20 protein-coding genes are annotated in these 17,501 nt (G+C 42.1%); 18 read left to right on the top strand and 2 right to left on the bottom strand.

Going from position 1 to position 17,501, the window contains the following annotated elements; all coding sequences use genetic code 11:
• Positions 1-12: 12 nt before the first annotated feature.
• Positions 13-1,932 carry a flagellar protein FilF gene (locus DPG01_RS14840; RefSeq protein WP_110975635.1) on the top strand — a complete coding sequence of 640 codons (1,920 nt, stop codon included), beginning with the start codon at positions 13-15 and terminating at the stop codon, positions 1,930-1,932.
• Positions 1,933-1,986: 54 nt separating this feature from the next.
• On the opposite strand, the gene DPG01_RS14835 is transcribed toward DPG01_RS14840, so the two are convergent.
• Positions 1,987-2,535 carry an NUDIX hydrolase gene (locus DPG01_RS14835; protein WP_162622349.1) on the bottom strand — a complete coding sequence of 183 codons (549 nt, stop codon included), beginning with the start codon at positions 2,533-2,535 and terminating at the stop codon, positions 1,987-1,989.
• Positions 2,536-2,659: 124 nt separating this feature from the next.
• Between DPG01_RS14835 and DPG01_RS14830 the strand changes: the two genes are divergently transcribed.
• The 9 genes from DPG01_RS14830 (at position 2,660) to DPG01_RS19080 (ending at position 10,915) form a co-directional block, all read left to right on the top strand.
• Positions 2,660-3,262, top strand: coding sequence for a CoA pyrophosphatase (locus tag DPG01_RS14830; RefSeq protein WP_086210777.1), 603 nt, complete (start codon positions 2,660-2,662; stop codon positions 3,260-3,262).
• 23 nt (positions 3,263-3,285) lie between these two features.
• On the top strand, positions 3,286-3,816 hold the full coding sequence (locus tag DPG01_RS14825; protein WP_086210776.1) for a gamma carbonic anhydrase family protein: 531 nt from the start codon (positions 3,286-3,288) through the stop codon (positions 3,814-3,816).
• Between the two features lie 129 nt (positions 3,817-3,945).
• Entirely contained in the window at positions 3,946-4,611 is a 666-nt protein-coding gene (gene tsaB / locus DPG01_RS14820) for a tRNA (adenosine(37)-N6)-threonylcarbamoyltransferase complex dimerization subunit type 1 TsaB (protein ID WP_110975634.1), read from the top strand.
• A 12-nt stretch (positions 4,612-4,623) separates the two neighbouring features.
• The gene (locus DPG01_RS14815) at positions 4,624-5,448 is read left to right on the top strand and encodes an undecaprenyl-diphosphate phosphatase (protein ID WP_086210774.1); all 825 of its coding nucleotides are present in this window, start codon (positions 4,624-4,626) and stop codon (positions 5,446-5,448) included.
• A complete protein-coding gene (locus DPG01_RS14810; RefSeq protein WP_086210773.1) occupies positions 5,442-6,260 on the top strand; it encodes a class I SAM-dependent methyltransferase in 819 nt (272 codons plus the stop codon). Before DPG01_RS14815 ends, DPG01_RS14810 begins: the two co-directional genes overlap by 7 nt.
• Before the next feature lie 123 nt (positions 6,261-6,383).
• Positions 6,384-7,760, top strand: a complete 1,377-nt coding sequence (locus tag DPG01_RS14805; RefSeq protein ID WP_078426258.1) for a C13 family peptidase — start codon at positions 6,384-6,386, stop codon at positions 7,758-7,760.
• Between the two features lie 23 nt (positions 7,761-7,783).
• A complete protein-coding gene (fghA, locus tag DPG01_RS14800; protein WP_110975633.1) occupies positions 7,784-8,620 on the top strand; it encodes an S-formylglutathione hydrolase in 837 nt (278 codons plus the stop codon).
• A gap of 125 nt (positions 8,621-8,745) precedes the next feature.
• A complete protein-coding gene (locus tag DPG01_RS14795) occupies positions 8,746-9,855 on the top strand; it encodes a YjgN family protein (RefSeq protein ID WP_086210771.1) in 1,110 nt (369 codons plus the stop codon).
• 382 nt (positions 9,856-10,237) lie between these two features.
• On the top strand, positions 10,238-10,915 hold the full coding sequence (locus DPG01_RS19080) for a M48 family metallopeptidase (protein ID WP_416346135.1): 678 nt from the start codon (positions 10,238-10,240) through the stop codon (positions 10,913-10,915).
• Between the two features lie 27 nt (positions 10,916-10,942).
• Here DPG01_RS19080 and DPG01_RS14785 read toward each other — a convergent pair whose 3' ends face one another.
• Positions 10,943-11,218 carry a DUF2218 domain-containing protein gene (locus DPG01_RS14785; protein WP_086210769.1) on the bottom strand — a complete coding sequence of 92 codons (276 nt, stop codon included), beginning with the start codon at positions 11,216-11,218 and terminating at the stop codon, positions 10,943-10,945.
• 179 nt (positions 11,219-11,397) lie between these two features.
• On the opposite strand from DPG01_RS14785, the gene rpe reads away from it, so the two are divergent.
• From rpe to DPG01_RS14745, 8 genes are all read left to right on the top strand, one after another.
• Positions 11,398-12,084 (top strand): ribulose-phosphate 3-epimerase, encoded by a 687-nt coding sequence (gene rpe, locus DPG01_RS14780; protein WP_110975631.1) that lies wholly within the window; start codon positions 11,398-11,400, stop codon positions 12,082-12,084.
• Between the two features lie 432 nt (positions 12,085-12,516).
• Positions 12,517-12,990, top strand: coding sequence for a hypothetical protein (locus DPG01_RS14775; RefSeq protein WP_110975630.1), 474 nt, complete (start codon positions 12,517-12,519; stop codon positions 12,988-12,990).
• Positions 12,991-13,035: 45 nt separating this feature from the next.
• Entirely contained in the window at positions 13,036-14,865 is a 1,830-nt protein-coding gene (locus DPG01_RS14770; RefSeq protein WP_110975629.1) for a copper resistance system multicopper oxidase, read from the top strand.
• A complete protein-coding gene (locus DPG01_RS14765; protein ID WP_110975628.1) occupies positions 14,852-15,145 on the top strand; it encodes a hypothetical protein in 294 nt (97 codons plus the stop codon). The genes DPG01_RS14770 and DPG01_RS14765 overlap by 14 nt, the downstream gene beginning before the upstream one ends.
• Positions 15,132-16,058 carry a copper resistance protein B gene (locus tag DPG01_RS14760; RefSeq protein ID WP_110975627.1) on the top strand — a complete coding sequence of 309 codons (927 nt, stop codon included), beginning with the start codon at positions 15,132-15,134 and terminating at the stop codon, positions 16,056-16,058. The genes DPG01_RS14765 and DPG01_RS14760 overlap by 14 nt, the downstream gene beginning before the upstream one ends.
• 235 nt (positions 16,059-16,293) lie before the next feature.
• Positions 16,294-16,611, top strand: a complete 318-nt coding sequence (gene sugE, locus DPG01_RS14755) for a quaternary ammonium compound efflux SMR transporter SugE (protein WP_110975626.1) — start codon at positions 16,294-16,296, stop codon at positions 16,609-16,611.
• A gap of 82 nt (positions 16,612-16,693) precedes the next feature.
• A complete protein-coding gene (gene sugE, locus DPG01_RS14750; RefSeq protein WP_110975625.1) occupies positions 16,694-17,011 on the top strand; it encodes a quaternary ammonium compound efflux SMR transporter SugE in 318 nt (105 codons plus the stop codon).
• Positions 17,012-17,042: 31 nt separating this feature from the next.
• Positions 17,043-17,501, top strand: a 459-nt coding sequence (locus tag DPG01_RS14745; RefSeq protein WP_110975624.1) for a methylated-DNA--[protein]-cysteine S-methyltransferase, incomplete at its 3' end; no start/stop codon positions are given.

Below are 17,501 nucleotides of genomic sequence, written 5' to 3'. Positions count from 1 at the left end.
TAGAGTACGAAAATGAAAAAACAAATGTTATGGCCGTTTACTTTGTCCACCTTGATGGTTGCGTTGACGGGTTGTGGTGGTGAAAGTGCAAATGTGAAATCAGAGCCAAACCACGTGAATTCTGTTAATGGCAGTTGCTTAGTTCAGGACAAAAATTGTGTTGAGTTTGCTTTAGACTATCCTATTGATGGGATCAATTTTGTTTGTAGTAGCGATCCTGATAATACCTATATCACACTCATAGAACCGAAAACCAATGCAGCAACAGGGCGTTGCTCTGAAGGCGACAAAGTTCATTTTTTCTTGACAGGAAGTTCAGATAAGCAAGTTGAACTTGGTACAGTTCCCTTGTCTGAGATTGGTAATGTAAGTACTGTTTCAGCGGCTCTTCCCCGTGTCAGTATTTTAAATATGGCAAAAGCTATCAATAGTGGTATAGCTGCAGCGAGTTTAAGTCCGGCAGATAAAACTGTACAAATTGCGATGTCTTTAGCAAAAATTTTTCAGGCACTTGGAATAGAGCGTAGTGCAGGGGTAGCTGGAGATGTGCAACCTTTTAGTATCCCAACTGCTAAGAAAGAAGAGCTTTCTAAACTTTTAGCTTCTATTTCTGCAGATGATTATGTGTCAGGAGCTTATGCAGATAAAATTAAACCATGGATAGATGTCAGTCAAATTAGTAATGATGATGCTTTTAAAGTGGTGCAAACATTGGTTCTGATGAATAATTCAGCGACTTATCAAGCCGACTTTCCAATCTTTACAAATGCATTGTCTGAAAGTACAGGGATTGGCTTACCGCAAGGCTTATATGGCTGTAATGCTACTGACTGTAAAAGTAATCCCGCTAACCTTCGTCATTTAATTGGTAGTTTTTTAATCTTAACGGATCGGCAAGGTTATACTTTTGGCTCAGGGGTACAGTGGCGTGGTCCATTAAAACAACAACTAGGGAGCGATTTGGCAACGAGTGTCACTGTTGATTTATTGAAAAATATTGAACCAGTCAAAATGAATGCATTGGCGCAAACATCGTGGATTAGCCCGTTGACTAAAAGCATTCAACAACCCTTTAAATTTAATTTGAGTGACCCAGATTCTAGTGACTTTACCATTAATCAGGGCAAGCTTTTTAACGATTATATGATTGCTGGAACAGAGAGTTTCTACAAGCAACTTACGAAGTCGACAACAGGTAGCCCATCTTCTTATGGTTTATGGCAACAAAATTATGGTACGGATATTTTTAAGGGTTCCTTTGATGTATTTAAGATTTTCCCGATTGGCTATTTAGATAATGATGTTTTTAAGTCTAAAAATAATGTTGAATCTGGTCAGAAATATATTTTCCCGCTTTATGCTAATTTGATTTTTACTGGCAAAGATTCGAGTGAAAAAGTGACTTTAGGAATTGCAATTGATGAGTCGGGAGATATTCGTACCGATATGCAGTCCAATACCAATAAGGCAACAGCTTGCACACCACTGACCAGCACAAGTGAAACGCTGATGACTGGTACCAATCAAGTGCAATATCGGATTGGGACATTAGGGGCAACCGATACAACAAATAAAGCCGTAACGTTCCGAATTCTATTGGCAAATCCAACATTTGAAAGCATTGATGGTGTGGCTATTGGTGTAAATACGAATATTGTTACTGACGTAGATAGTAATGGGAAACAAAGCTCTACAGTGAGTGGTGGGGCACGTATTAATTTGGCGAATTTACTCTCTGCAAATGCCAATGAAAGTGCTTATATTTCACTTAGTGATTTTGGTGGTGCGGGTGTGAAATGGACCAATATCTACAAATCGTATTTAAATGCGTATTATGAGAAAAATAATATTGCCAATCGCGCAGCAGCAGCTTTCCGTGAAGGTGATGTTTCTATTGAGATAGCAGATTGTTATCGTGTCTTACAGAAATAACCCAGTATAAAGATGAAAGCCCATCATTGATGGGCTTTTTTATTTCTATGAACATTAACCTGTATGGTCTAAACGTGTGCCCAGTGTTTCAAGATGCATCGTAAAGAGATTACTTTTACGGTCAGCAAAATAATGGCGTAATGTATGTTCAACACTAGGAAAAGCTAGCTCTGACCATGGTATTTCATGTTCTTCGAATAAACGGCATTCAATACTTTCTTCGCCTGCACCAAATTTACCATCTACTAAATTGGCTTTAAATAAAACGTAAATTTGACCAATACGTGGAATATTGTACATACAATACAATTGTTCGATTTCTACCTCAGCTTCAGCTTCTTCTCGCGTTTCACGTGCAGCGCCTTGCTCCATGGTTTCGAACAATTCCATATAACCTGCGGGTAAGGTCCATAAACCATAACGTGGTTCAATGGCACGACGGCATAATAAGACTTTATTTTCCCAAAGTGCAAGTGCACCACAAATCACTTTAGGATTAACATAATGAATAGCGTTACATGAGGTGCAAACACGACGCAATTGATGGTCACCAAGAGGGATTTGTTCAGTTGTTTTCTGCCCACAATTGCTACAAAAGTCCATATTCATCATCAATGATAAAGTTCAGACTCAGCATAACTGAAAAATTAAATTTTGGCATCATTTCTCTTTTTTCAGTATGAAATTCAGCTATGATGAAAAAAAGAAAGATTAGAGATGACGTGGAATGGATGAACACTCATTAACACACATATTGCAACAACAATTACGGTTTTCAAGAAAAATTAAATCGGCAGATGCAGCTGTGTTAATCGCGATCACCAATGAAGCAAATCCCAAAGTTCTACTGACTCGTCGCTCAGCTTATTTGTCTAATCATGCTGGAGAGGTCTCTTTTCCAGGGGGAAAAAGAGACCCTCAAGATACCAGTAATATTGTCGTCGCCTTACGTGAAGCCTATGAAGAAACGGCATTGAATCCTTTTGATGTACAGTTATTAGGTGATTTGCCGATGCAAAAAGCCCGTAATGGCATGCTTGTTAAACCCGTAGTTGGCCTGATTCCACCTGAAGTTGAACTGGTGGCTCAACCGACAGAAATTGATCGTATTTTTTTTGCCTCGTTAAAACAACTGATGGAAGTACCTGCGGTGCCTTATGAAGTTCGCTTTGCTCATCAGTCGCTCTATTTCCCCAGTATGCGGGTGGAAAATGAAATTGTGTGGGGGCTCACTGCACGCATGCTAGTTGCATTGTTTCAATATGGTTTGGACTACCATAAAGAATGGCCATTTTTAGTCAATTCACCGACATTTCGGTTGCCCAAGTAAGTTTAATATTTTAAGGAAGAGATATGCTGTACAAATTTAAAGATCATGCACCGCAAGCCACGTATCAACCTTGGGATGGTTGGGTTGCTGAAAATGCCACAGTGATTGGCCAAGTTCAATTGGGACGGCAGGTCAGTATTTGGTTTGGAGCAGTCGTACGTGCAGACAATTGTAGTATTCGTTTGGGTGACTTTACCAATGTTCAGGAAAATGCAGTTTTACATACCGATGCTGGAATTGAAATGAATATTGGTCATTATGTCACCATTGGGCATCAAGCTATGTTGCATGGTTGCACCGTGGGGGATAACAGTCTGATTGGGATTAATGCGGTGGTTTTAAACAATGCCGTGATTGGAAAAAATTGTATTATTGGCGCCAATGCACTGATTCCTGAGGGTAAAGTCATTCCAGATAATTCCCTAGTCATGGGTTCACCCGGTAAAGTCGTCAAAACTTTGGATGAAGCAGCGGCAGCCAGATTAAAAATGAGTGCCTTGCACTATGCTGAACACTTTAAACAGTTTATGGACTTAGAGCCTGCACATTTATAAATCTGCTTTTTAAAGTATAGCCTAGATTTGTCTAGGCTTTTTTATATCTACTTTGAGAACAACTCGCCTAGTGCTTTTGAGTGGAGTATCATAGCCACGTTTTTATAGATTAAATCATTAAGGTTGTGCATGAAAGTGCTGGCATTGGAATCTGCAAATGAGCAGTGTTCCGTCTCTATTGTAGATGAAAATCAAGAACTTTTTTTCCAATTGGATACGCGCGCAAAAGCACAAACGCAAACGATTCTTCCAATGATTGAGCTAGGTTTTCAACAGTTGGGTTTAAAGACAGAAGATTTATCTTGTATCGCTTTTAGCCGTGGTCCCGGTTCTTTTAGTGGCGTTCGTATTAATGCCGCAGTGACTCAAGCTTTGGCATGGTCAAATGATTTACCTGTGGTTCCTGTCTCAACTTTACAGGCTCTGGCTCAAGCTGCTCATCGTGTACATGGATTAATGGAAGTAACAGCAGTTTTAGATGCGCGAATGAGTGAGGTCTATATTGCAAGTTTTCAATTAGATGCAGACGGCATCATGCAAACGACCAATGAAGAGCAACTTTTAAACTATGCTGATGCGACGGCCTATGCTCGCTTTACGTTAGTCGGTTCAGGCGCAACCTTAATTGACCCATCACAAATACAATACAAAGATATCAGCGCAAGTGCGCAAGATATTGCCACAATTGCACGCAAGAATGCACAGCAACAACAATGGGTCAGTGCTGAATTGGCACTTCCAGTCTATTTGCGTGATAACGCTTGGAAAAAAATCCCAGAACAGGGTAAAGCATAATTAGGGTTTTTTATGGATCTTTTACTGCTGCTCAAAGCAGCAATTATGGGTATTGTTGAAGGTATTACCGAGTTTTTGCCCATTTCAAGTACAGGACATTTAATTTTAGCTTCTGAACTCATGAATTTTTGGACCAAAGAAAAAAGTGATGTCTTCGTGATTGCCATTCAAATGGGGGCAATTGCAGCCGTTATTTATGAATATTGGGCACGTTTGTGGGGGGCGGCAACGGGCATTTTTAGTGGCGAGCCCCAAGGTCGTCGTCTCGGAGTTGGACTCATTTTAGCGTCGATTCCTATTGTGCTGATTGGTTTGACCTTAGGTCAGACGGTGAAAGAGCTTTTATTTAATGATATTGCCATTGCCATCGGTCTGATTGTGGGTGGTTTGATTATTATTTGGATTGAAAAGCATCCACCACAAGAGCGCGTGCATGAAGTTGAAGACCTAAGTGTGAAAGATGCGATGTGGATTGGTCTGATTCAAGTGCTGTCTTTAATCCCAGGTACATCACGTTCGGGGGCAACCATTATTGGCGCGATGTTCTTAGGTGTATCGCGTAAAGCGGCGACTGAGTTTTCATTCTTCTTGGGTATTCCAGTAATTATTGGTGCGGGTCTTTTAGATTTGTACCAAAGTGCACATGTGTTTGATGGACAACAAGATTGGATCGTATTGGCAACAGGCATTATTGTTTCTTTTGTCTCAGCTTTACTGCTGATTCGTGCTTTAGTTGCTTATGTGGCGAAGCGTGATTTCATGATTTTTGCATGGTATCGCATCGCTTCAGGCTTAGTGATTCTATTGTTTGCCTTTACAGGTTGGAAGTTATGGTAAGCCCAATGCGCTTATATGTGGAACAAGAGCATTTAGAAAAAGCACAGCACTATGTTGCTGTGCTTTTTTCTCGTGGTGTAGATGTCAGCATCGAAGTCGCCGAGAAGCTAAATGCACGTTTTTTCCGTTTTCACCCTGAACTGGGGTTGTGTGCCGATGCCGATGGGCTTTGGCTTTGTGCCAATGGCATGAAAATGCAGCCAGATTGGAAAGCAGAAGTTCCACGCTTAAAACGTGCATCGTTGAAGTCTGAAATGATTGCGCGTGCTTGCCACTTGACTGAAAAACCGAAATTGATTGATGCAACGGCAGGGCTTGGGCATGATTCATTGCTCATGGCATATTTGGGGGCCAATGTCACTTTAGTAGAACGCCATCCCATTTTATTCACCTTGCTAGAGTCAAGTAAGGAACAGGCTTTGCAGGATGCATTTTTAAACTCTGTGGTGAGTCGAATTGACTTGGTTTTTTCAGATTCAGCGCAGTATTTGCAGCAACAAGCAGAACAGGGCAATACGGTTGATGTGGTTTATCTGGACCCGATGTTTCCGCAACGGGATCAAAATCAGCAAGCAGTGAAAAAACAGGCGCAAGTGAAAAAGCAAATGCAGCTTTTACATATGTTATTGCCAGAAGATGGCGAAATGGATTTGGGTGATCCTCTGCTTGGCTTGGCACAAAAAGTGGCAAAACGGGTGGTGGTCAAACGTCCGCGCTTGGCCGTATTTTTGGCAAATCAAGAAACCACTCATCAGTGGCTGGGGGATGCATGCCGTTTTGATGCCTATTTTCAGCATGAACGCTTAGACTGAAGTGGAAGATTGCTTCAAAAGTATGCAAAGATTTGTTATATAGTTAAAAACATCATTGATAAAATGCTGATCAAGCATAAACTTAGTGTGTCCCTACGCAAGTCACAATTTAATTAGAATCTTATGATCGACTTCAAACCTTCCATCAACTTTTGGCATGATTTTAAAAGCAACCAAACTGCGGGGATGTGGTTGTTTCTAGGTTCACGACGCTCTTTGCAAATTGTCCATCCTTCGATTATGCAGCTCATTTTTTGGGGGATTTTAGGCGGCTCAGCCAATACTTTATTTAGCTGGTTGAGTGCAGGAGAGATTGGTGACTTTAACCCGCAAGGTTTGGTCAGTTATGCGCTTTGGCCCTTTATTGCCCTGATTGTTGGGATTTTTCTGTCTCAACGGGTGAATAATCCACGTTTGATGTTGGTACCAGCACTCCTTTGGTTGGTGCTGGATACGCATATCGCGTTATTACAAAGTTTTATCCAATATTTGGGCATGATTGATGTCTTGCCTTATTTCTTCTACGACTATCTGCCGAATGTGTTCATGGTGCTGTTTGTCTGGCAGAGTTTGGCTGTGGTGTGGGTGTTTTCCCGTGAGCTGAAATGGCCATGGTGGGAGCGTGCTCTGATTGTCTTGGCCACGCTGTTTACTCTTGTGGTTTGGCAAATGTCAGTGACCAGTCAGCCGATTTGGAAGGTAGAAGAAACGCCACCAACCTTTGCAGAAGATGCTTTCTATGCACAAAGTCGTTTATTAAATAAAGCACTTGAATCTGTGCAATATGGCGAATTTGCGCAGTCACATTGGTACTTCCTTGGGGTAGCGGGAGCGAGTTATCAAGATGTATTTCGTTCGGAAGTCGAGCGAATTAAAGAACAATTCGATACCCGTTTTGGTACGTTGGGTCGTTCGATGATGCTGGTGAATAATCCTGCAACACGGACAGAAATTCCGATAGCCTCTAAACACAGTATTGAAATGGCGTTGCGCCGTATGGGGCAGCAGATGAACCGTGAAAGTGATGTGTTATTTTTATATATGACCTCGCATGGTTTACCAAACCAGTTCGAAATGGAAAATGCACCTTTAGACTTAACACAGGTCGACCCGAAATGGTTACGTGAAACTTTAGATGCATCGGGTATTCGCTGGCGTGTGATTGTGATTTCCTCGTGTTTTTCAGGTAGTTTTGTGCCTGCATTGCAAAATGACAATACTTTGATCATTACCGCATCGGCAGCAGATCGTCAGTCTTTTGGATGTACCAATGAAGCCGATTATACTTATTTTGGTCGGGCGTTCTTTGATCAGGCGATGCGTGAGCAAAACAGCATAGAAACGGCGTTTAGCCAAGCACAAAAAACCGTGAGCCAATGGGAAACAGCACAAGGTTTTGAACCGTCAGAACCACAATGGTCGATGGGTAAAAATATGGAGCTGATGCTTCCTCAACTTGAACAGCGCTTGTTCCCACCTAAAGCTGTTGCAACCCCTTAATTTGGATCTAAAAAGGAACCTTGATGGAATTAGTACAATCTAACCGTAGTTTTGATGGTGAACAGCGTATTTACCGATTTAATTCCATCAGCCTCCAAGGTGAGAGCAAGTTTGGTATTTATTTACCTGCTCAAGCTTTAGCAGGGCAAGCGTGTCCAGCCTTATTTTACTTAGCGGGATTAACCTGTACCGAAGAAACTTTTGCCATTAAAGCGCATGCACAGCGTTTAGCAGCACAGCTAGGTCTGATTTTGGTAACGCCTGATACTTCACCCCGTGGTGAACAGGTCGCGCAAGGTGATCATTGGGATATTGGGCAAGGGGCAGGTTTTTATATCAATGCAACCCAAGCGCCGTGGGCTGAGCATTTCCAGATGGAAAGCTATGTCGCTGAAGAACTGTATGATCTCGTGATTCAGCAGTTTGCCGTACAAGCTGAGCGTATCGGTATTTTTGGGCACAGCATGGGCGGGCATGGTGCTTTAACCTTGGCCTTGAAATATCCTGAGAAATTTAAGTCTGTGTCTGCTTTTGCCCCGATTTGTGCACCTAGCCAATGTCCTTGGGGCGAAAAAGCATTTTCAAACTATTTAGGTTCAGATCAAGCTGAATGGCTAAACCATGATGCAACTGCTTTAGTACAAACAAAAACTGCTCAATTTGCCGATATTTTAATTGATCAGGGTTTGAGTGATCAATTTTACAGTCAGCTTAATCCTGCATTATTTCAGCAAGCCTGTCAGGCTGTGGGTCAGCCACTAACCCTTCGTGAACATGCAGGCTATGACCATGGTTATTACTTTATTCAAAGTTTTATTGATGACCATTTGCAGTTTCACGCGGTACAGCTTGAATCTTAAATATTGATTTGTAATATTTATTCTTAATTTTTGACTAGAAATCATCCAATACTGGCATTAACATGGTTGGGTGATTGATTGATGTGCTTAAAAAATAAAACAGTAAAATAATAGATAGGGTATACATGCAAAACTCTGAGGCATCATTGCCACCTGTAGAGGCTTCTTTTGAAGCAAGTTGGCCACCTCCGCCAGTCGTCCCAGCGGATGAACCTAATACATACTTAGGTCAGACCTTTCGTTTCCAGTTCAAAGGTAATGCTAGAGAGTACTTTGGCATTTGGATTGTGAATATTCTACTCACGATTGTGACCTTCAGTTTATATGCACCTTGGGCAAAGGTTAGACGCTTACGCTATTTTTATGGCAACACTGTATTTTATGCGCGTAAGTTTGATTTTACTGGAGTACCGACACGGATTTTAATTGGTCGAATTATTGCATTGGGCGTGTACTTTGGTGCTTCAGCTTTGGCTAAGGTTTCACTGACTGCAGCGCTGATTGGTTTTGTTCTGATTTTTTTATTGGTGCCATGGTTGCTACGTTCCACTATTCGCTTTCGTGCCAGAAACAGTAAATTTGGCAATAGTCGCTTTTATTTTACAGGCACAACCAAAGAAGCCTATATCTTGGCGCTGAAAGGCATTCTGATTTACATCTTTACCCTCGGGATATTTTTCCCAGTGCTGTTTTGGTATTTTAAAAAATACACGATGGATAATTTACAACTGGGGCAGTTACGTTTTGAGCTACATGCCGATTGGCCTGACTATATGCGTGCCATGTATGTCCCGGTGTTTTTGTTTATTGGAATCGTCTTTGTTTTAGGATTATTCGTTGTCTTCACCCTTCAAGTGGGGAGCAGTTCTCCAACCCAGTTTGGGATCATCGTGGCAGCGATTTATATGATTGCTGCTTTTATGATTTGGCCGCTGATGATGGCGCGAATTTTTATTACCACATGGAATAAAGCCACTTTGGGGCGTAGTCCTTTCCAAACGGACTGTGGTCAGATGCATTATGCATGGATCGTAATGACCAACTGGATTTTAAAAATTCTCTCGCTTGGTTTGTTATCGGCATGGGCTGCGGTACGTTTATATCAGTATCAAATTGAGTCATTAACTTTAACCCTAAAAAATGATCCAGATCGTATGTACAATTTGGCCCAAGATGACCCGAATGCCATTGCTGAAGAGCTGAGTGATATTTTTGACATCGATATTTCGCTGTAACGAGGCTTAAATGCAGGAACAAAACATCACCTTTTACGATGGGCAGATTTCTAAGCCTTATCCAGCGACGATTTCTCCAATTGACCGCGAAACGGTGTTGATTTGCTATAATCAGCAGCAGCGCCGTTATTATTATGCCGATATGCAGTTGATTGGGGCATTGGGGCAGATACAACCTGTGATTGAGTTGAAAGATGATGCACGGATTGAATTTCCACAAGCATTGCCTGACTGGTTTGAGTTGAACAAAAAGCGTGTACAGCATTCGATTTGGAAATTAGAACGCTCCCCAAGTCTCATCTTATTTAGTGTGATGTTTGTTGCTGCTTTTATCTTCGCCATTTTAAGGTGGGGCATTCCCAGTGCGGCGCATTATGTCGCGATGAAACTGCCTGAGGACACTATTTATCAACTGGGAGATGAAGCACAAGAACAAGTGTTCAATATGACGGCGCCTTCGACTGTACCCGTATTACGTCAAAAACAAATCATAAAAAGCTATCAGGATCTTGTTGCCAATGGTCGGCCTGCCAAAGTCTTATTTCGTTCAGGTGGAAAAATTGGAGCCAATGCTTTAGCTATTCCAAACAATACGATTATTTTGACCGATGAACTGGTTAATTTAGCCAAAGATGATCATGAAATTATTGGGGTGTTAGCGCATGAACAAGGGCATTTGGTTGAGCGACATAGTCTACAGCAAGCCTTATCCAGTTTAGGTTTTAGTGTGCTGTTGATTGCGGTGACGGGAGACAGTTCGGCCTTATTTACAACTTTGCCTGTGGCTTTGGTGGGTGCCAGTTATTCACGTAATTTTGAAAGTGATGCTGACTTGTATGCCATGCAAGTGCTGGATAAAAATCATATTTCCAGCTTACATTTGGCAAACTTTTTAGCGCGTATGGAAGCCGAAGCACGTGGCGAAGAAGAAGAAAAACAGCCACAAGAGAAGTCTAAGGAAGAGGAGGACGGTGGCATTGGTTCATTTTTCCAAAGTCATCCAGCGACTCAAGAGCGTATCGCAGCTATTCGTCAGTTTAATCAACAGCAACAACGTTGATTAAACAGATTCAATTTAGCCACTTACTTAAACTTGTGTCCACGTGGCTGTAAGTGGTTGTTGCCCCATACGAATCAGATGATCTAAGACGACGTGTTCTAAGTGACTCAGTTTATCTTCACTTGCCTCAATGCTGACATGTAAATGCTCGGCTTGAGGGCTTAATAACACGCGTGCTTCAGGCATGATAATACCAAATGTCGTTGTTTCTTGTTCAATATCAAATTTGTGTTTCCAGTGATTCACCAGTCGTTTTGCAATTCGAGCTGCATCTGTCGTGACAATATCTGCTGTACTTTTCATATTTACCTCGTTGATTGATCTATCAACATAGCAGTTTCATCGCAAATGGAAAGTTGAATGTTGCAACGCTATGTTGCAAATTTAGAAAGCTTGGGGCTTTCTTTTTTGACAAGTCTGCAGTTCAAAAGCTGAATTTGCTATAATACCTCTATTCCCTTTTGTATAAGCCAGGTACACGCATGTCCAAGCCTTATTTAATCGCACCATCTATTCTATCTGCTGACTTTACTCGTTTAGGTGAAGATGTTGAACATGTACTTGCAGCAGGTGCAGATGTGGTTCACTTCGATGTGATGGATAACCACTATGTGCCAAACCTGACTTTTGGTGCGGGTATCTGTAAGGCCCTCAAGAATTACGGCATCAAAGCTCCGATTGATGTGCATTTGATGGTCAAACCTGTCGATCGTATGATTGGTGACTTCTTGGAAGCTGGCGCGGACATTATTACTTTTCACCCAGAAGCTACTGATCATATCGACCGTTCTTTACAGTTGATTAAATCAGGTGGCGCAAAAGCAGGTTTGGTCTTTAACCCAGCAACACCGCTCCATTATTTAGATTATGTACTGGATAAAGTCGATCAAATTTTGTTGATGAGTGTGAACCCAGGTTTCGGCGGTCAAAAATTTATTCCGATGACTTTAGACAAACTCCGTGAAGCACGTAAAATTATTGATACTTCAGGTCGTGATATTCGCTTAGAAGTCGATGGTGGTGTGTCGCCTGCAAATATTCGTGAGATTGCGGAAGCAGGTGCAGATATGTTTGTTGCCGGTTCAGCTATTTTTGGAAAACCAGATTATAAAGCTGTGATTGATGATATGCGTGCAGAGCTTGCAAAAGTCGGTGCGGTAAAGGTTTAAGCTCACAGGTATAAATACATAATGGGTTGTGGATAACTTTGTGGGTAAGCTGGTGGATATCTGTGTTGATAACCACGTGGATAACTTGATTAATATTCAAACGTTTACACAGCAATGGTTTAGTATTTAGACATTAAATGTATAAAAAGGACTCGTTTGAGTCCTTTTTTATGTCTTGAATAGTTGATTTTCACTGATGCTTTATTCAACTTTGCTTAAAAATGGCACTGTTTAAAAAATAACTTTCTTGTTTAAGTCTGCTGGGAGACTAACCCCTCACAGTCATTGAATTTAAATTTATAATCTTGTGTATAAGCCATTCTTTGCTTATCCTGTAAGGAATCAGCTAAAAAATGTAAGCCATTTACTGGCGATAAACATTTGATCGTGCTTAGATACCACCTTCCATTCACTGACTAAATAGGATTGATTGTGCGTTCATTGCTCAAGTCACATTCTTGGTTTGTCTTACTCATTACCTTGGTAATGGGGTGGAGTGGTATTGCCCAAGCTTCGGCGGCGCCGATGCATCAAATGATGCAACTCAGTATGCAGGCTGCAACCAGTGAGCAAAGTTCAGCGCATGCAACAGGCATGCAAACCATGCCAGACTGCCATCAAGCGAAATCATCGAGTCCAGCCTCTGGACATCAAATGCATATGGCTCAAGCCGATATGGCAGCAAAGAGTAACTGTAATGTGTCGGATGTTATGCAAAGCAAACAAGTTCAGTGTCAGGAGTGTGCACAGTATCACTGCCAAACGACACTGACACTTTTAGATGTTGAACCCCTCGTATTGGTTCAGCTTGAAGCTGCTGTAGCACAATCAACCCCGCATTTTCGCTATCACGCTCAACATTTAGTGGGCTATTGGCAAGAAATTCTACGTCCTCCTAAAGCCTAATCCTGATTTTTAAAACTTTATTTTTAAAATTATTAGGATTTAGTCATGTCTATTCAATTTAAACAAAGCCTCATCCTTGGGGTGTGTCTGATGTCATCATCTTGGAGCTTTGCCGCAGTCAAAGAGTACCAATTGGTGATTGATGAAAGCCCAGTTAACTTAACGGGAAAGTCGCTCAAGCGGATTAGTGTCAATGGGCAGTTTCCAGCGCCTTTGCTTGAGTTTGAGGAGGGTGATGATGCAGTCATTCGCGTCAAAAATAACCTAAAAAATCAAGACTCATCAATCCATTGGCATGGTTTGCTTTTGCCTGGGTTGATGGATGGTGTTCCGGGTTTTAATGGGTTTAACGGCATTCAGCCGGAAAGCGAATTTGTCTATAAGTTCAAAGTTCGCCAGAGTGGAACTTATTGGTACCATGCACACTCGAAGGGACAAGAACAGGACGGGCTGTATGGCGCATTAGTCATTTATCCTAAAGACAAAAAGCCTTTAGCGCAGCATGAAAAAGCCGAGCGTGACTATGTGGTGATGCTATCAGATTTCCATGAACAGAGCAGTGAACAAATTCAGAAGAATCTGAAAATTTCTGCCGAGTATTATCAAAATCAGCGTGAAACCATTGGTGATGTGTGGAAACAAGTACAGCGTGAGGGCTTAAAAGCTGCATGGCAAGACCGTTCCATGTGGAACCAAATGCGCATGCTAAAAACCGATCTGTCGGATGTCACGGGTTATACCTTCCTTATTAATGGTAAAACGCCTGAGCAGAACTGGACAGGTATGTTTAAGCCGAACGAGAAGGTTCGGTTGCGTTTTATCAATGCCTCAGCCATGTCTTTTTTTGATATCCGTATTCCTCATTTAAAAATGACCGTGGTCAGTGCAGATGGTCAACCCGTCAAACCCGTTCCAGTGGATGAGTTTCGGATTGGAACTGCTGAAACTTATGATGTGATTGTGGAACCGAAAACAGAGCATTATCAAATTGAAGCAGAGTCGATTGACCGTTCAGGCTACGCGATTGGAACTTTACACAATGAGTTGACTCCAATGGCACAGAGCATACATATGCCTGCGCCACGTCCACGCTCATTGTTGACCATGGAAGATATGGGGCACGGCTCAGAACATTCAGGTATGGATCATTCACAGATGAACCATGAAACAATGCCTGAAATGGATCACTCAAAGATGAATCATGAAACGATGCCTGAAATGGATCATTCGAAGATGAATCATGAAACCATGTCTGAGATGGATCATACACAGATGGGACATGCGCAACAGAATACGACAGCAAGTTCGGTACAGAAAGCTGTTACACCAGTTTATGGCTGGGCGAATGCCTCTACCCCTAAAGGTGATAAGGCATTGCAATATAGCGATCTCAAATCTTTAGAACCTCAAAAAGATACCCGTGAGGCAACGAGCGAGTTGGTAGTCCGTTTAGGTGGAACTATGGAGCGCTATTTGTGGACCATCAATGGGAAAAAGTTTAGCGATGCTGAACCGCTGAAAGTGAAGTACGGCGAGCGTATTCGGATCAAATTTATCAATGACAGTATGATGGCGCATCCGATGCATTTGCACGGTATGTTTATGCAACTGGAAAATGGACAAGCCGCCGTTGATATGCCGAATAAGCACACGTTGATTGTACCACCAGGTAAAACAGTGACCGCTTTACTGACCGCAGACGAGTTAGGCGAATGGGCCATTCACTGTCATCTGCTTTACCACATGAGCTCAGGCATGATGAATAAACTGATTGTGGCCAATGTCAGTGACGCTCAAGTGTCCACCACCCCAATTCAAGGGCAAAAAGCAGCAGTTCAAGCTGAGCCAAAAGGAGATGAACATGCGCATCACTAATCTTTTTTCAGGCTTTACTTTAGCTGTTACTGTCTTATTTAGTTCGTTTGCGATGGCTGCTGAAACTCATGCACAGCACGAAAAACAAAAAGCCAAATCAACAAGCCAAGCTCAGTCCAAAGAAATGGCGCATGAGCATCATCAGCATAGTGCCGATGAGCATGCTCAGATGCTGAAACAGAAAAATGCGGTAGGTCAGCCTTCATCGGAGAAGCAAGCTCAAACTCAACCAAGTAAGCAGTCGAAGGCTCAGAAAGGAGATCATCATGCGCACCATTAATCTTTTTTCTAAAAGCATATTGAGCAGTTCTTTAATGTTGATGAGTGCTGCGGCTATGGCGCATGAAGGGCATGATATGCCTGCTGAAGCAAATGAAAATATGTCCATGACCACTGAGTCTGTGATGTCACAACATGCACAGCATCAGGCGATGACCATTCCAACTCAAGTTGCTCCGCAGTCTAGTGCACAACATGGGCAGCAGATAAATCATGATTCAACAGCACATACGCATGATCACCGCAAAGAGCACGGTGCACAAATTTATGCGGTCACTACCGTTGATAACAAATGGTTGCTGAATGAAGACGGCGATGGTGGTTTAAAGTCTGAGTTTGAAACCCGTATCGGGACAGATGAAAATAAGCTGTTTATCAAACTACATGCAGATAAGCAGGAATCACATAAGGCTGAGTATGATGCCAAAGTACTGTATAGCCGTATGATTTCAGACTTTTGGGATGTACAGGCGGGTGCACGTTACCGAGTTGAAAAAGTGGAGCGTGAACAGCATGACTGGGATACGGAAGAAAAAGTGGATGGGGTGCTTGGCTTACATGGTTTAGCGCCGTATTTCTTTGAAACTGATGCCTACGTATATGCTGGTGCAGACAACTATGCCGCATTTAGTTTGGAAACTGAGCGGGACTTGTTATTGACTCAAAAGCTGATCTTTAAACCTTATTTAGATCTGAATCTTATTTTTAGTGATGACTCTAAATATGCAAAAAAAACAGGTCTTAGTAGCGCAGCCGTCGGTCTTGAGACGCGTTATGAGATCAGCAAAAAAGTCATGCCTTACGTGGACATTGCCTATGAATATGGCAAAGGTAATGAAGCGACGGCTTGGCAAGCTGAAAGCGATGAAGAGAAAGGTTGGCAGTATGGAATGGGTATTCGCTTTAAGTTTTGAGTTGAATGTTCAGGTTTAAAGTGAATACCTGAGATTGCACTAGATTTGTGCTGAAAGAGGGGTGATCTGCTGGTTTAGATCACTCCTTTTGCACTTTAATGATTTTTAAGTGTAAAAATAACTCATTTTGGTGCGTATTTTGCTATAATTTAAGGCATATTCAGGAGGAACGACCTCCCTCATATTGAGAAAATTCGTCAGGACGACCTGACTCTAGTGAAGTGGAGTTGGTAGTATGGCTTGGGTTTTTCTTATCTTTGCGGGTCTGTTTGAAATCGTTTGGGCATATTCAATGAAGCTGTCTGAAGGGTTTAGCAAACTTACACCCAGCGTTATCACCATTGTGTTCATGATTTTAAGTTTTGGTTTACTGGCCTATGCAATGCGAACATTGCCGCTAGGGACTGCGTATACCATTTGGACTGGAATTGGTGCGATAGGGTCTTTCTTGGTGGGGATTTTTATTCTAGGTGAACCCGCAACGGCTATGCGGATGTTAGCTGCGGTGCTGATTGTATCAGGTCTGATTTTGATGAAACTTTCATCAAGCTAAACTCATTTAAATATGTCGAGCTTCAAGCGATCCTTCGTTTGGAGCTTTGTTGTTTCTGTATTCGATAGAAGGTGGGTTAAGTATGGCATGGGTGATTTTAATCGTTGCAGGTTTACTCGAAGTGGTTTGGGCCTATGCGATGAAAGTATCGGATGGTTTTACCAAACTGACGCCGAGTATTTTAACTCTCGTGTTTATGGTAGCCAGTTTTGCGTTGCTGTCTTATGCCATGAAGACCTTACCTTTGGGCACTGCCTATACGGTTTGGACAGGGATTGGTGCGATTGGTTCATTTTTGGTTGGAATTTTGATTTTAGGTGAACCTGCTAATGCCATACGGATGCTCGCAGCGGTTTTAATCATTTCTGGACTTGTACTGATGAAACTTTCATCGTCATAATGCTGTACATAGACAAATTTTGTGGTGAAGCATGCGCTTATTTTTTAAATATATGCCATCTCCTGTCGGAGTACTGAGACTGGTGGCACATGATCAAGCCTTGGTTGCCGTATTATGGGAAAATGAAAACCCAAAACGGGTACGTTTAGCTGAGTTGGTCGAACAGAATCAGCATCCAATTTTGCTGGAAACGGAACGACAGTTGAGCGAATATTTTACGGCAAAGCGTCAGAGTTTTGATTTGCCTTTGGATTTTGCGGGGACAGATTTTCAGAAGCAAGTTTGGCAGGCTTTATTACAAATTCCGTTTGGTGAAACCCGAAGCTATAAAGAGATTGCACTACAGATTGGCAATGTCAAAGCTGTTCGTGCAGTGGGTGCAGCCAATGGCAAAAATCCGATTTCAATTATTGCGCCGTGTCATCGGGTGGTGGGGGCGAATGGAAAATTGGTTGGTTTCGCAGGTGGTCTGGACAATAAAGATATATTA

This window comes from Acinetobacter sp. WCHAc060042, from assembly GCF_003231195.1.
Classification (GTDB): domain Bacteria; phylum Pseudomonadota; class Gammaproteobacteria; order Pseudomonadales; family Moraxellaceae; genus Acinetobacter.
This window is presented reverse-complemented; position numbering and strand designations above follow the sequence as displayed.